Source organism: Gymnodinialimonas sp. JB5-7, assembly GCF_055693405.1.
The window spans coordinates 1,740,597-1,754,464 of record NZ_JBVFUX010000012.1 but is presented as its reverse complement, the minus strand read 5'-3'; the positions used below and the strand labels follow the sequence as shown (position 1 = coordinate 1,754,464).

Below are 13,868 nucleotides of genomic sequence, written 5' to 3'. Positions count from 1 at the left end.
ACGCTTATTCAGTTCAGATCAACGGATGGGTCCCTGTCGGCCCCCATCACATAAGTTGCGATTGCTTCTCGGTCTTCATCTGTAAGGAAGCTCGTCCCGTATTGGACGACCTCGCCCATGGACCCGCCGAAGACGTCGCCCGATGGCGTAACACCTGTCGCAAGGGCGTAGGCGAGGTTCGATACGGTCCAGTCTTCCTCGGCCAGATCATCGGGACGAATGCTTGGTGCGCTATCCCCTCCGGGCAAGTCGTCGTTCCCGGCAAAAAACAGGTTCGGCAATCTGGCACCTGCGAAATTGCGCCCCGTGTGACAGGCCGCGCAATGGGCAGCACCACGAACAAGTTCGCGCCCGCGGTTCCAGGCTTCGCTTTCCCCTTCGACAGGCTCTGTCGGCGGATCGACCATGTAGGCGGCACGCCAGAGTTTCATGCCCCAACGCAGGTTGAACGGGAAGCCAAGCTCGTGTTCAGGTGCTGCCTCAGCCACCGCTGGGACAGTTTGGAACGCTGCCCAAAGATCGGCAATGTCCTGGTCGGTAAAGGTCGAATAGAATGGATAGGTGAATGTGGGGTAGTAGGGATCGCCTTCGGGGCTGATCCCTTGACGCACCGCAACCGCGAATTCATCCACCGTCCAATCGCCGATGCCATGGGTCTCGTCCGTGGTCAGGTTCGGGGAATAGAAGGTCCCGAACGGCGTTTCCAATTCGACGCCGCCCGCAAGTGGGGCACCGCCACGCTCGAAATCCGTGTGACAGGCGATGCAGCCACTTGCTCGCGCAAGATATCCCCCCGGGCGACATCGCCCGCGAGGTCAATCCCGGGCGGGCCGGAGCCAATCGGCCAATAGGCAACAGTTGCCGCTCCGGCTATTGCCGCAAGCGACGCAAACGCGATGCCGCCGATTATGACACGTCGTACCATCAATCCTGCTCGGCCCGGTATGAGGTATGGCAGGCGGAACAGGACTGCGCCACCATCGTGAAAACACGATCGACGGGCATGTCGGCCAGCACGGCGGCATCAAGTGCAGGTGTCGCTCCGCCGCCCATCATGGAGGTGCCGCCGCCCATCAGACTGCTACCGCCCATGATGGAATCGCCATCACTCTCGGGCATCGGGGAACCTGGCGGGTTTACGGAAGCGTTTGCGAGCCCGACTGCCAAGATTTCAAGGTCTTCGGCCAATTCAGCAAACCGTTCCCAGTCTTCCCAGATCTCGGGACGCGCGTAGGAGACTCCGCCGTCTGACCCCTCCGGGAAAAGCTCCGTCATGGTCTCGCCAGCATGGGTCTCAAGCGTTGCGGCGCCTGCGATCACCGCGTCCGGGTCGTAGTCGATTTCGCCGCGCATCATCGGCGTGAGGTTCCGCACCACGTCCTGCATGGCGCTCATTCCATTCATGCGCTCTAGCACAACGCCGGTCGCGCCCGTGTGGGCACTTGCTACTGCAGCGAAGACGACACCTGCGGTCGCCGCCGTCAAAACAATCTTTTTCATTTGGGTTCGTTCCTGTGACATTTTGATGTGAGGTTTGAATCACATCAAGGAACGTGGAGGCGGCGGGTCGAAACCAAAATGGACCGGACGTGCCGACATCGCTTGAACGTCATACGTGACACTTGATATCGCGATGGTCCGACTGGGTAGAGCCGGAAAGTCCAGCGCCGCGACCAGAGAGCATTCCAGGGACGGATGGCAGTGGCCACCGAGCGCTGGATGCTCAAGCTCATCGTGGGAGCCGCCACTTGCCTCATGTGGAGCGGTCGGATCTTCTACAGCTGTAAAGCTGTGCTGATCGGCGGGCCTCTGATCGATATGCGCGTCCGCTGTGGCAGACATGAATATCAACGCGAGCAACGTGGCCAACACCAAGGTCAGGACGGAACGCAGCCCGGGGTCGACCAATCGATATCGCGCAGATGACCTCATCATCAGAAGATGCCGTTCTCTCGTTGCAACTCACGAATATAGGTCGCGATCGCACGCACATCGGCGCGCGACAAACCTTCTATCGGAGGCATGTTGCCAAAGTTCCAGTGATGAGACCGTACGCCATTGCGGACGGCGACCTGGAAGGCCTCATCGGAATGGTGGCCAGGTTCGTAGATGATATGCACGAGTGGCGGAGCGACGCCATTTTGACCGGATGCATTCTCACCATGGCAAGCGCTGCAAGCCACGTTGAACGCGCGTTCACCCAACTGCGCCTCGCTGGACAATTCAAGTGGAAGCGCGACGTCCACAATGGGACCACCTTCCGCGATGTCACTTGTGTCCGGTGGCTCCATCGAATGACCCATCGGGTTTTGCTCAGGACCCGAAAAGATACTGGCCAGCGCTACTGCGCCGCCCACGGCGAAAAATGCCGCGATGCCCAAGCCTGCTTTTGATACCTGCACCCGCACGCCCTTATGTTAAAAATTGTAGGCCGCGCCGTCCTGGGCACAGCTATCCGTGCCTCGTAGATCGAAGGTTCCAGCGCGGGAACGTCAATACAATCGCACGTGGAATGAGCCTGCTTTTTTGTATCGCAATGTATCCTTGACTCTACCGCGCTGGAGCGTGGCTAACGTAATGAAATTCCAATGTAAGGATCATGAGATGGGCAACAAAACAACAACCTCGACCACCGACCGTGTCATTCATGCAGGCATGCTGATCTGTTGCGGCATTATGGTTGCTCCACTCGTGCTGTTTCTTCTGAACGGCGGAGCGGTTGCGGATATCCTTGGCAATGTCGGCGTCTTGCTGCCGTTGGTTGTTTGCCTTGGGGCACATTTCCTGATGCACCGCTTCATGGGAGTTTCCTGCCACAAAGGGAAAGAGGCGGAATCCGCCGACGACGAGTACTCAGGTTCAGATGTCCAGCCTGTGCCGCAGGAGGCAAATGTCCGCAGCCACTAAGACAGGACGGTCCGGAAGGGTTGGCCGCAACATTAGTATTGCCGCGTTGGTCTTGCTGTCGGCCTGTTCAGCGGCTTCCAGGACCTGTGAATATTCTAGCGCGACCATGAGCAGGCTCATCTGGTCCTCATCTCGATATTCCAGAAGGGTGTTCAGTCACTCGTGAGATAGGCAATGGCCTTTGGGACGTAAGCTGTGAAGATGGTCGGGCGGGTGTGCATCGGATGTGATTTCAGTTCTCCTGCATCCGACCTACTCAAGCGTGAAGGGATGCGCCGGGCGGGTTAGATTGTGAATAGAAGATCCACTCTTCATTTGGGAACTTCGGACGGCGGAAGACATGCCGCGATCCGACATCTTCCGGCGTCAATCCCCAGCGATTTCGATTTCGAGGAACTCTCAGACCCGACAGGTTTTCGATCTATCGCGAACGGTGAAGTTTCCTCCCCGTTCAGTGTGTTCACCTGCTGGCCCGGAAACAAGGCTGAGGCCCCCACGCCGTTTGTGACCGAAGATGAAGCTCGTGCCGACATTTACGCATCGCTCTTTGGAAGGGACATCCCCTCGGGTCTTGTCCCAGTCGCATCATTTGCAGACTATTGTGGCCCCTTTTGTCGGGTCCAAACCCGTGCCCTTGGTGACATGGCTGCAGCCAATAGTGACAGTATGATTGTGAAGTGGCAGGAACTCCCGCTTCTTGGCGAGACCTCAGAAACGGCAGCACGTGCCGCATTGGCGGCTGACTTACAGGGTCGATACACGGCATTCCACGAGCATCTCATCCGAACACCGGTTCGGTCAGATGACGCACACGTCGAACAACTGGCGTCTTCAACCGGTATGGATTACGAACAACTTTTGCGGGATATGGCGAGCGAAACAGTCCGACGGCTGCTTGAAACAAGTATCATCCTGTCCCGGATTTTCCGGTCTGTCGGAACTCCGATGCTCGTTGTTGCGCGCACCATCGTATATGGTCAGATTTCAGATCGGCAAATGCGCGATATCATCGAGTCGGAGAGATCATCGAATTGGCGGTCAATATGTTGAAATCCTTACCTCTCAAGCTGCGGACATTCGGTCTGGCCGTCTTGGCCGCCGCGCTGGTGTTTGGCGCAGGGCCGATACAGGCGCTCTCAACCGAAGCAACAACCAGTCCCGCTGCCGAGGTCAGGATGGTGACCGTCGAAAACGCGGTCGTGCCTGCTGCAGAAAGCATATCCGCAGCGCTTCACGTCAATCTGGCCGAAGGTTGGAAAACGTACTGGCGCAATCCCGGCGAGGTTGGGCTTCCTCCGGAAATTGACCTTTCGGCATCTGAGAATGTGCGCGACTTCGAGATCCTGTGGCCCGCTCCCGAGCGGTTCACGGCCTTCGGTATCGAGAATTTCGGGTATTCGGACGAGGTCGCATATCCGCTGCGCATACTTCTTGAAGAGCCCGGTGAACCAGCAGTTGTTCGCGCGGATGTCACCTTGCTTTTGTGCTCGGATATTTGCGTCCCTGCCGAATACCAATTCGAACTGACAATTCCGGCAGCAACTGGCGGTTCACCCAACATCGACCTCACGTCTGCTGAACTTGTGTCGCGATTTGCCGAACGGATACCACAGGAGGTAGAAGGCCCGTTCCTTCGCGAAGTGCAGGCTCACTGGAATGAAGAAAGTAGGCTGCTGACGGTAGAGGCGCGTGGCGATGCGCCTTTCACCCAACCCGACCTCTTTCCTGAACTGAACCAATACACAGCTTTTGGTGCACCAGACATCCGTTTGGGCGATGGCGACCGTACGATTTGGGCCTCGATCCCGATCCTGTCCTATGATCCAGCCGGGGACGACACGCTGTTGCTCACCGTAACCGACGGCGCGTCAGCAACAACGCTCCCCGTGACGCCTGTTGAAACCGCGCCGAGCCCGCCGTACCAGATCGACCTCGCCTCTGCCGAAATTTCAGATATACTTTGGATTGCATTCATCGCTTTTCTTGGCGGTTTGATCCTTAACGTGATGCCATGCGTTCTTCCGGTTCTCTCGATCAAGTTGTCTTCTATAGTGGGACATGAAGGCATGACAGCTGGCCGCGTCAGGGGCGGCTTCATCGCGTCTGCTGCAGGGGTCATGGCCTTCATGTGGATGCTAGCGGCGACACTCTTTACCTTGCAATGGGTCGGCGTCACAGTTGGATGGGGGTTACAATTTCAAAGCCCCGTTTTCCTTTCAATCATGATTGCTGTCCTTCTGGTATTCACGGCCAACCTGTTTGGTCTGTTCGAGATCAACCTGCCGTCTTCGCTGCAAACCTGGATGGCACAGCGAGGGGCTGAGGGTGGATATACAGGCGATTTCGCAACAGGCGCACTTGCCGCAATTCTTGCCACGCCGTGCTCGGCCCCGCTGCTGGGTACGGCTGTCGCTTTCGCCCTCACTGGCGGAGCAATCGACATTGCAGTCGTTTTCACCGCGATGGGGTTCGGCCTGGCGCTGCCCTATCTGGCCATCGCCATGGTCCCATCGCTGGTTTCCAAACTGCCCAAGCCGGGACGATGGATGATCCTTGTTAAGGTTGTTCTGGGCGCGCTTCTGGCCATGACAACCCTGTGGCTGGTTTGGGTCATGGGCCGGGTTGCAGGGCAGTCTCCGACCATCGTCGCTGTAGCGCTGGGTCTTGCGATCGTAGCAACGCTTTCGGTCCGTCGACCGGCTGCATTGGCAAAAACGGGTGCCATTGTCGGGCTTGCGGTTGCCCTCGTTTTCGCTCCCATTTCACTCGGCCCGGAACGCGGAGAGGCCGCAGAAGGGTTGGCCGAAACCGAATGGGCCGTGTTCGACCGGGCGGAAATCGCGCGGATCGTCTCGCGCGGCGGGATCGTCTTCGTCGATGTCACCGCCGACTGGTGCCTGACCTGCCAGGCCAACAAGGTGCTGGTTCTGGATCGTGAGCCAGTCTTGCCTGCCCTGCTGGACGAGATCAGTCACCACCATGCGCGCAGATTGGACGCGCCCGGATGAGTCGATCTCGCGCTATCTCGCCTCATTTGATCGATATGGCATTCCGTTCAACGCAGTCTACGGACCAGCCGCTCCAAACGGGCTGGTCTTGCCGGAAGTGCTGACGCCTTCCGTGGTACTGGACGCGCTCGAAAATGCAGGTGGAGCCGCGTTGGAACAGGCGCGCAGCAACTGAACGGGCAAAAAGACCGCTGGCGTTCCGTGTCGCAACGAGGTCAGTCTTGCAGCGCCTGTTGCAATTGATCGAACGTCTGGCGTTGGGGCCCTGCATCAGGCAGCAATGGCTCAGCACGGTCCAGCGCCTCGAGCGCCTGATCTCGCTCGCCCAATACCGAATAGGCATTGGCAAGACGTAGCCAACCGTCGAGGTCGTCGGGGGTTTCCTCGAAGCCGCGTCGCGAGACGATCCACCATCGAGCGAATGAACGCAGCACGATCTTCGGCACTCATCTCGGACGCTGCGGCCACATCCTCGGTCGCTGGGCCGTGCCCGCTTTGCGCCATGAGCATCATCGGCCCCACCGGCGGTCGGCCCATTTGCTCACCCAAACGGTTCAAGCTTGGTCGGTATATGCACCCATCCATGGCTGAATCTCCGCCTCACGCCCGATCCGATCCGCGAGAAGATCATAAGCGGTGGCAGTTCGCCCGGCCTGCCCCAGCGCAATAGACTGATAGTAGATGGCCGCCGGGTTCAAAGGATCGCGATCAACAGCCTCCTCGATGGCCGCTTCGGCCGGTGGCGTGACCACACCGTTCTCAGCGGCAATCAGTGCCTCGGCCAGGCGCGAGAAAGTTGAAGACGTTGCTTCGGGGCGTTCACTGGCGACGGAAAACGCCTCCGCCGCATCCGTAAACAGGTTCATGCCCATGAGCGATTGGCCAAGGATCATCCATCCATCGAATGGCCCGCCTTCGGGGTCCGCGTCCAGCCGTCCGCGCAACTCCGAGGTCAGGGCCAGCATTTCTGCGCTGCTTTCACGCTCCGCGGCACGATCCGCGTAGCGCATACTGGGAACGGCAGGGTTGCCGAGGACTGTGTAAAGACCAACGCCGGTTACACCGACGATCACGACGGAAAGCGCGGCCAGCCAAACGCCGCCTGTGGCAGCCGACCGGGGCGACTGAGCCCTTTTCGAGACCAGCAATAGACGGCGCTTGATTTCGATGATTGCATCGTCAGCCTCTGCTGCAGAGATCACTTTGCGCGCCCGATCGCGTTCAACTTCCTGGATCTGGTCGCGCAAAACGGCCATCGCTCCATCGGTCGAATCAACAATGGTATCTGACCGTCTCAGAAATGGCCAAACCATTATCGCAACGGCGATCAACGCCATCGTACCAAAAACCAGAGCGGTGGTCACTTCAATGATCCTTTCGGGTCCATTTCTGACAGGGCGCGGGCAACCTCGGCCTCTTCCTCGGGCGAGAGCGGCTCGGGTCGTCGCTGTTTCGTCTTGCGCGTACCCCGCAGAACCATGATGGCGGCGAGGGCGGCAATCAGGCCGATCAGAACCGGCGAAAACCACAAAAGTGCGGTTGTGGCATTGAACGGTGGGCGAAGCAGGACGTAGCTTCCGTAACGATCGACCATGAAATCCAGCACCTGCTGGTTCGTATCGCCAGCAAGGATGCGTTCGCGGACCAAAAGGCGCATGTCCCGCGCAATGCCTGCATCCGAGCTGTCGATATCCTGGTTTTGGCAGACCACACACCGCAAGGCCTGCGAGACCTCTCTGGCACGTTCCTCAAGGACCGGATCCGAAAGCATTTCGTCCGGCTGAACGGCATGGGCGGCAACGGCCAACATCATGGCCGAAAGAAAAAGCAATATACGTATCATGATCCTACCACTGAGGCTTGCGCCTGTTCCAGCGCGGTTGTGAATGCGCGGATCGCATCGTCCCCAAGGATCGGGCCGATCTGTTTGAAGAGGATCGTGCCATCGGGACCGACGATGAAGGTTTCCGGAACGCCAGTCAGTCCCCAATCGAGCGCAATGCGCCCATCGATGTCCGAGCCAATCCGCTCATATGGATTGCCGAGTTCGTCCAGCCAACGAGCGGCGTCTTCCGGTTGGTCCTGATAGTTGATGCCGAACAACCGGACGCCATCCTCCTCCACGAAGCGGGTCAGAACCGAATGTTCGGCGCGACAAGGCACACACCACGACGCGAAGATATTGACCACGACCGGGCCATCATTCCCAGACAGGTCCGCACGGGAAAAACCAGGTACATTCACGCCGTCGACAGGTGGCAACTCAAAGTCCGGCGCGGGACGGGAAATCAGGACGGACGGGATCGCGTTGGGGTCTCTTTCGGGGTTCAGTCCCCACAGAAAGAACCCGCCAAAAACCAAGGCGACCACAAGCGGTAGGGCGAATAGGAATCGTTGCACGAGCCTATTCCGCCGGTGTCGCAACGGCATTTGGCCGGGCCGCGCGATGCGGAGCACCTATGCGGAACCGTCGATCTGACAGGGACACAAGCCCACCCAGAACCATCAAGGCCGACCCAAGCCAAATGAAGTTGACCAGCGGTTCATAAAGAATGCGCAGGGTCCACGCGCCCTGCGCCTCGGCCTGCGCATCAGCAGGCTCTGCGAGCGAGGCATAGAGATCCCCGGCGAGTGTCGAACGGATCGAGGATTCCGTCGTGTTGTATTGCGCCACAGGGTAATTTCTACGTTCCGGGTAAAGTGTCGTGACGTATTCGCCGTCGCGCGACACCGTCAGTGTGCCACGGTTCGCCACGTAGTTTGGCCCTGCCACACCTTCGGCGCCCTCGAACCTTACGTCGAACCCGGCAATCTGGATCTCGGTGCCCGGCGTGACGAAAACGATCTCCTCGGATTTCCATGCGCTGGACCCGATGAAGCCCAGCATGGCAACCGCAAGTCCCGCATGGGCCAACGTCATGCCGTGGCTGGAGCGCGGTAGGTTGCGGGCACGGCGCAGGGACTCAGCGAACGGAACGTCCCCCAGCCGTATGCGCCAGGCCCATTCACGCAGCGTACCCAGCAACAGCCACACGGCAATCGCGATCGAAAGATAGGCCAGTACCGGCCCGCCAAAAGCAAAGTACCAAACGCCAAGCGCGACAAGTCCCGAGATGACGGCAACGAACCGTAGCCGTTGCAAGATGCCGGCAAGGTCCGCGCGCTTCCACGAAAGGAACGGTCCAACCGCCATCGCGACCACAAGCGGTAGCATCAAGGGAATGAAAGCCGCGTTGAAAAATGGAGGGCCGACAGACAGACGCTCGCCCGAAATCGCTTCGACGAACAGGGGGTACAGCGTGCCGAAAAGGATGGTACCGGTGGCGGTCGCCAGCAGAACATTGTTCAGGAGCAATCCAGCCTCCCGACTGATGGGACGGAACAACCCACCCGGTTCAAGTGCCGGAGCGCGCCACGCATATAGGATCAGCGACCCGCCAATGCTGATGCCCAGAAGCCAGAGGATGTAGAGACCACGCTCGGGATCGACCGCAAACGCATGAACGGATGTCAGCAGGCCGGACCGCACGATGAACGTGCCGAGCAGGGACAGCGAGAATGTCAGGATCGCAAGAAGTATCGTCCAGCTTTTGAAAGCGTCCCGCTTCTCCGTCACGATGGCCGAATGAAGCAAAGCCGTACCAAGCAGCCAAGGCATGAAGCTGACGTTTTCGACTGGGTCCCAGAACCACCACCCACCCCAACCCAACTCATAATATGCCCACCAGGAACCAAGCGCGATTCCAGCAGTCAAACTCATCCATGCAGCCAGGGTCCAAGGCCGAACCCATCGTGCCCACGCTGCATCGACGCGGCCCTCCAGCAAGGCCGCAACTGCAAACGAAAAGACAATCGAGAACCCGACATATCCAATGTAAAGCAATGGCGGGTGCATCGCGAGACCAACGTCTTGCAGCAAAGGGTTCAGGTCCTGGCCGTCAGGCGGCGCCGGAAAGACGCGTTCGAACGGGTTCGAAGTGAACAGCATGAATGAAAAGAAGCCGACACTGATCCACGCTTGAACCGCCAATGTGCGCGCCCTCAACGTGTCAGATATGTTCCGCCCGAACAGGGCGACGCCCGCTCCAAACAGAGTTAGGATCAAGACCCAAAGGAGGAGCGAACCTTCGTGGCTGCCCCAGGTGCCGGCTATCCGAAACAAAAGGGGTTTTAGGGAATGCGAATTCTCCACGACGTTTCTGACAGTGAAATCGCTCACGACGAACGATCGCATGAGGGCCGCGAAGGCTACGAACGTGAACGCCAATTGCGCCAACGACGTTGCTGTTGCCGAGCGCATCCAGACCATGTTGCCCCTCACGGCGCCCCAGAGCGGGAGGAAGCCCTGAACCACCGCAAAGCCGAGCGCGAGCGTCAGAGCAAACTGTCCGATTTCAGGGATCATTTCGGCCTCCTGATAAGCTCGATGGCGTAGCTAGGTGACGAATTGGCGGATCGCTGAAGTCATGCGCGTCCGTCCGGTTCTCGGCCACGTCGCCAAACGAGTCTTCGTCAGCCGCCGGAATTGAAATTCGTGCGCGCAGTCCGCCACCATCGCGATTGCTCAGAACGACGTCACCGCCATGCGCCCGAAAAATGTCACGCGCGATGGAAAGGCCAAGTCCATGGCCACCCGTTTCAAGGGATCTGGACGTCTCCAACCGGTGGAACGGCTGAAACACCTCTTCGATCGAATCCTGCGGGATACCCGGCCCTGTATCGTCCACGTCGATGACAACCACTTGGTCATCAATATGCCCTTTGACGCTGGCCCCGCCGCCATATCGATCGGCGTTCTCGATCAGGTTGCGTACGGCACGCCGGAATGCGACCGGTCGAACCATGACCTCCGCAGGCGGAAGCCGTTCGATTACCAACCGGCCCGTATAAACTTCTTCCAACGACGCAAAGACGTCAGAAATCTGAAAGCGTTCTGATTGTTCGGAGGCATCCACACCGCGCGCAAACGTCAGTGTCGCGTCCAGCATTTGCTGCATTTCATCGACGCTTGCGGCCAAACGATCACGTGTTTCATCGTCTTCGACCATCTCGAGGCGAACACGCATTGCCGTCAGCGGTGAGCGCAGGTCGTGGCCAATTGCCGCTAGCATACGCGTGCGTTCAACCACAAACCGGGTCAGCCGTTCCTGCATATTTGCGAACGCTATGGTGAGATCCCGAATTTCGCGCGGCCCTCGCGGCGCAGGCGGCTGAGTGTCTTCGCCGCGACCCAATCTTTCACTGGCAATTGCAAGTTCTCTGAGCGGACCCAAGATCCGCGCTAGAAGGAACCAGAATCCGGCCACGATCAAGATCGCCGCGGTGGTCAAAAACGGCGCGACCGTCGCCCATCCCCATTGCAAGGGCGGGCGTTCAAACCGCGTCTCCACATTCAACCATTGCCCGCCCGACAATGCGATCGAGACACTCATCTCAATGGCGGAAAGGTCACCGCGCATCATAGCTACATGCATTTCAGCCATTTCGGGGGACAGATGCGGCAAGGGAAGAATTCCGCCTTCGATCTCGTGGACATCAACGCGGATCTCACGAGTAAAAGTCTCCCCAAGGAGTGTTCGGATCCTGTCTTCCACTGCACCACCGTCCTGATGACTATGGCGTTCAACGATCGCATTTTCGGCAAGGTCGAAGCGAACCAGTGGCGAATTAGCTGCACGTAAGATGGATGCGTGTAATTCCTGCGGCGCCTCTTCCAGCAGTCGCGCGACACTCGCTGCCCGACCGGCTGCCTCAAAACCAAGGGCAGCCCTGACCGCCAGGCTCCTTTCGTCTACAAAAAAGAGAACACTTATCACTTGGGCAGCAAGCAGGATTACCAACAGCAAAACAATCAGCTGCCCGCGAAGGCTTTGCAGGAAAGACTTCATGGCTGGAGAACATCAACGTCAGTTGCAAGACTGTATCCGCCGTTGCGGACCGTCGTTATGATCCGAGGACGCAATGGATCAGGTTCAATCTTGCGACGCAGGCGACTGACCTGATTGTCGATCGTTCGATCGAACGGACCCGCCGAGCGGCCTGCGGTAATGTCCAGCGAGCCTGCTCCCGGCTCAAAACCACGCGCGGTCGTTCAATCAACGCGATGAGAAGTTTGAACTCGGAATTCGTAAGTCGATCCTCCTGGCCATCGTCCCCAATCAATGTCCTGCGATCAACATCAAGCCGCCAAGACGCAAAGCGCACAACGTGCCCTGCAAACGCTGCAGCAAGCGTTTCTGCTTTTTGTACCCGCCTCAGGACAGCCTTGATGCGTGCAAGCAGACTCACGCGGATTGAAGGGCTTAGGCAGGTAATCATCCGCCCCGATCTCCAAGCCAACGATCCGCTCGGTCTCTTCACCCAACGCCGTCAACATGATGATCGGTATATCCCCCTTGGCACTGAGCCGCCGACAGACCGACAAACCATCCTCACCCGGCATCATGACGTCGAGGACAATGAGATCGAACTGCCCGACGCTCAACTTCTGATCCATGTCCGACGCATCCACAGCCGAGGTTGCACGCAAGCCGTTCTTCTGCAGGAAGCGTGTTACGGCGTCGCGGATTTCACGGTGATCGTCAACGACGAGAATATGCGGCTCTTCCACTGTCATGACCCAGTCTTACGGGAATGAGGTGCACGCTTCGCCCTTTCTTTGTCGCATTCTGTATCAAACGCGCTGGTCAAGACAGACCGTTACAATTCCAACATTCCCTCCCTCTACGCTTCCGCGCAGTGTTCCCAAGTCATCCGCATCGAAACGCAAAAAGGAGATAAGAGATGCGCCCATTTCTCGTAGCGGCAATGCTCGCCGCACCTTTGACGGTGGCAACAAGCGCACTTGCAGACGGCGATCACGGACACGGTGAAACTGGAGTCGCCGAAGACGCTGTCTTGAACGGTGGAGCCGGCATGGCTGGAGGACACGACATGATGGCGCAAATGATGCACATGATGATGCAAATGCATTCCGGCGGCGGCATGGCGATGCCGATGCAGGGCATGTCGATGGGCATGGTGAACAGTTTCGACATGGATGGGGACGGTGCCCTGTCCGAGGCGGACTGGACGCGCGGGCTGAACACCCAGCTTGAGCAATTCGACGCGGACGCGAACGGAACAATCGATCTGGATGAATTTCGCGCATTTTACGCAATGGCCTTTGCAGACCACATCGTGGACCGATTTCAGCAGCTTGATGCCGACGGCGATGGGGCGGTTACAGCTGACGAGATGGCAGTTGCCGCGCAGGTCATGGCGCGGAATTCCAGTGGCATGATGGGCGGCGGCATGTCTGGGATGTCTGGCATGATGGGAGGTGGAGCCATGATCGGCGACAGCGCCATGTCCGACATGGAAATGGATGGATCGGGGTCTTCGGAAATCGAGTGATCCATCCCGATGCGGCGCAGATTGTCCCCCTGCGCCGCATCTCTTCAAAAATGCACAACGGTTGCGTCAAAAAATCTTTGACCTTCCAGTTAGTGGAGGGATTACGGCAGTTCTATGGCTCGGCTTGATGAAACCAACGCACCAATCGCGTACTCGGGAATGGACCCGCGGAAGGCTCCCATCCTGTTTGCCATGGTCGCGCTTGGGATCTACACGGTCGTTCATTTGGCCTTGCCAGAATCTATGGCCGTGCAGCTTGCAACCGTGATGCTTGCCCTCATCGGTGGTGCCTATATCGGATTTGCCGCTAGAGCCCATGACGCACGATCATTCTGGATCGAGATATCCACAGCCTTTCTGTTCGGCGTCCTCGCGTTTCTCGGGCTGAGCGTGCACTGGTTGTTCATTCCCCTAGGCCTTCTCCTTCATGGACTCTGGGATTTTCTCCACCATTTGCGCAATTTCGGTGCACCCGTGCCGAAATGGTACATTCCCTTTTGCGCCATTTTTGACATCGCAGCAGCTGTAGTGATCACGCTGCTTTTCGTTTTGTGAGCG

At 58.3% G+C, this 13,868-nt stretch carries 15 protein-coding genes and 1 pseudogene; 6 read left to right on the top strand and 10 right to left on the bottom strand.

What is annotated here, in order from left to right; translation table 11 throughout:
- Positions 1 to 8: 8 nt before the first annotated feature.
- From ACZ1HK_RS17320 to ACZ1HK_RS17310, 3 genes are all read right to left on the bottom strand, one after another.
- Positions 9 to 707, bottom strand: coding sequence for a c-type cytochrome (locus ACZ1HK_RS17320; protein ID WP_472629741.1), 699 nt, complete (start codon positions 705 to 707; stop codon positions 9 to 11).
- Positions 708 to 924: 217 nt separating this feature from the next.
- Complete coding sequence (locus ACZ1HK_RS17315; protein WP_472629740.1) at positions 925 to 1,500, bottom strand: c-type cytochrome; 576 nt, start codon at positions 1,498 to 1,500, stop codon at positions 925 to 927.
- A gap of 434 nt (positions 1,501 to 1,934) precedes the next feature.
- Positions 1,935 to 2,402, bottom strand: coding sequence for a c-type cytochrome (locus ACZ1HK_RS17310; RefSeq protein WP_472629739.1), 468 nt, complete (start codon positions 2,400 to 2,402; stop codon positions 1,935 to 1,937).
- A 202-nt stretch (positions 2,403 to 2,604) separates the two neighbouring features.
- On the opposite strand from ACZ1HK_RS17310, the gene ACZ1HK_RS17305 reads away from it, so the two are divergent.
- The 4 genes from ACZ1HK_RS17305 to ACZ1HK_RS17290 all read left to right on the top strand — a co-directional run bounded on the left by ACZ1HK_RS17305 (position 2,605) and on the right by ACZ1HK_RS17290 (position 6,090).
- The gene (locus ACZ1HK_RS17305) at positions 2,605 to 2,907 is read left to right on the top strand and encodes a DUF2933 domain-containing protein (RefSeq protein ID WP_472629738.1); all 303 of its coding nucleotides are present in this window, start codon (positions 2,605 to 2,607) and stop codon (positions 2,905 to 2,907) included.
- A gap of 291 nt (positions 2,908 to 3,198) precedes the next feature.
- Positions 3,199 to 3,957: a DsbA family protein gene (locus ACZ1HK_RS17300; RefSeq protein ID WP_472629737.1), complete on the top strand. Its 759-nt coding sequence runs from the start codon at positions 3,199 to 3,201 to the stop codon at positions 3,955 to 3,957.
- Positions 3,951 to 5,915, top strand: a complete 1,965-nt coding sequence (locus tag ACZ1HK_RS17295; RefSeq protein ID WP_472629736.1) for a protein-disulfide reductase DsbD family protein — start codon at positions 3,951 to 3,953, stop codon at positions 5,913 to 5,915. The genes ACZ1HK_RS17300 and ACZ1HK_RS17295 overlap by 7 nt, the downstream gene beginning before the upstream one ends.
- Complete coding sequence (locus tag ACZ1HK_RS17290; protein WP_472629735.1) at positions 5,887 to 6,090, top strand: thioredoxin domain-containing protein; 204 nt, start codon at positions 5,887 to 5,889, stop codon at positions 6,088 to 6,090. The genes ACZ1HK_RS17295 and ACZ1HK_RS17290 overlap by 29 nt, the downstream gene beginning before the upstream one ends.
- Positions 6,091 to 6,130: 40 nt before the next feature.
- On the opposite strand, the gene ACZ1HK_RS17285 is transcribed toward ACZ1HK_RS17290, so the two are convergent.
- From ACZ1HK_RS17285 to ACZ1HK_RS17255, 7 genes and pseudogenes are all read right to left on the bottom strand, one after another.
- Complete coding sequence (locus ACZ1HK_RS17285) at positions 6,131 to 6,349, bottom strand: hypothetical protein (RefSeq protein WP_472629734.1); 219 nt, start codon at positions 6,347 to 6,349, stop codon at positions 6,131 to 6,133.
- A 120-nt stretch (positions 6,350 to 6,469) separates the two neighbouring features.
- Positions 6,470 to 7,279, bottom strand: a complete 810-nt coding sequence (gene ccmI / locus ACZ1HK_RS17280) for a c-type cytochrome biogenesis protein CcmI (RefSeq protein ID WP_472629733.1) — start codon at positions 7,277 to 7,279, stop codon at positions 6,470 to 6,472.
- Positions 7,276 to 7,758, bottom strand: coding sequence for a cytochrome c-type biogenesis protein (locus tag ACZ1HK_RS17275; protein ID WP_472629732.1), 483 nt, complete (start codon positions 7,756 to 7,758; stop codon positions 7,276 to 7,278). The genes ccmI and ACZ1HK_RS17275 overlap by 4 nt, the downstream gene beginning before the upstream one ends.
- Entirely contained in the window at positions 7,755 to 8,315 is a 561-nt protein-coding gene (locus ACZ1HK_RS17270; RefSeq protein WP_472629731.1) for a DsbE family thiol:disulfide interchange protein, read from the bottom strand. The genes ACZ1HK_RS17275 and ACZ1HK_RS17270 overlap by 4 nt, the downstream gene beginning before the upstream one ends.
- Before the next feature lie 4 nt (positions 8,316 to 8,319).
- Entirely contained in the window at positions 8,320 to 10,320 is a 2,001-nt protein-coding gene (locus tag ACZ1HK_RS17265; RefSeq protein WP_472629730.1) for a heme lyase CcmF/NrfE family subunit, read from the bottom strand.
- Positions 10,310 to 11,509, bottom strand: a complete 1,200-nt coding sequence (locus ACZ1HK_RS17260) for an ATP-binding protein (protein ID WP_472629729.1) — start codon at positions 11,507 to 11,509, stop codon at positions 10,310 to 10,312. Before ACZ1HK_RS17260 ends, ACZ1HK_RS17265 begins: the two co-directional genes overlap by 11 nt.
- 290 nt (positions 11,510 to 11,799) lie before the next feature.
- Positions 11,800 to 12,531 (bottom strand): annotated as a pseudogene (locus ACZ1HK_RS17255) (response regulator).
- A gap of 167 nt (positions 12,532 to 12,698) precedes the next feature.
- On the opposite strand from ACZ1HK_RS17255, the gene ACZ1HK_RS17250 reads away from it, so the two are divergent.
- Together ACZ1HK_RS17250 and ACZ1HK_RS17245 are read left to right on the top strand one after the other, a co-directional pair.
- Positions 12,699 to 13,310, top strand: a complete 612-nt coding sequence (locus tag ACZ1HK_RS17250) for an EF-hand domain-containing protein (protein ID WP_472629728.1) — start codon at positions 12,699 to 12,701, stop codon at positions 13,308 to 13,310.
- Between the two features lie 114 nt (positions 13,311 to 13,424).
- Positions 13,425 to 13,865 carry a DUF6010 family protein gene (locus ACZ1HK_RS17245; protein WP_472629727.1) on the top strand — a complete coding sequence of 147 codons (441 nt, stop codon included), beginning with the start codon at positions 13,425 to 13,427 and terminating at the stop codon, positions 13,863 to 13,865.
- Positions 13,866 to 13,868: the final 3 nt, after the last annotated feature.

What these genes read in the sequence shown, in the direction of transcription:
- ACZ1HK_RS17305 (WP_472629738.1), top strand. Translation starts at nt 2,605, where the DNA reads ATGGGCAACAAAACAACAACCTCGACCACCGACCGTGTCATTCATGCA.
- ACZ1HK_RS17245 (WP_472629727.1), top strand. Translation starts at nt 13,425, where the DNA reads ATGGCTCGGCTTGATGAAACCAACGCACCAATCGCGTACTCGGGAATG.
- ACZ1HK_RS17250 (WP_472629728.1), top strand. Translation starts at nt 12,699, where the DNA reads ATGCGCCCATTTCTCGTAGCGGCAATGCTCGCCGCACCTTTGACGGTG.
- ACZ1HK_RS17295 (WP_472629736.1), top strand. Translation starts at nt 3,951, where the DNA reads ATGTTGAAATCCTTACCTCTCAAGCTGCGGACATTCGGTCTGGCCGTC.
- ACZ1HK_RS17290 (WP_472629735.1), top strand. Translation starts at nt 5,887, where the DNA reads ATGCGCGCAGATTGGACGCGCCCGGATGAGTCGATCTCGCGCTATCTC.
- ACZ1HK_RS17315 (WP_472629740.1), bottom strand. Translation starts at nt 1,500, where the DNA reads ATGAAAAAGATTGTTTTGACGGCGGCGACCGCAGGTGTCGTCTTCGCT.
- ACZ1HK_RS17265 (WP_472629730.1), bottom strand. Translation starts at nt 10,320, where the DNA reads ATGATCCCTGAAATCGGACAGTTTGCTCTGACGCTCGCGCTCGGCTTT.
- ACZ1HK_RS17275 (WP_472629732.1), bottom strand. Translation starts at nt 7,758, where the DNA reads ATGATACGTATATTGCTTTTTCTTTCGGCCATGATGTTGGCCGTTGCC.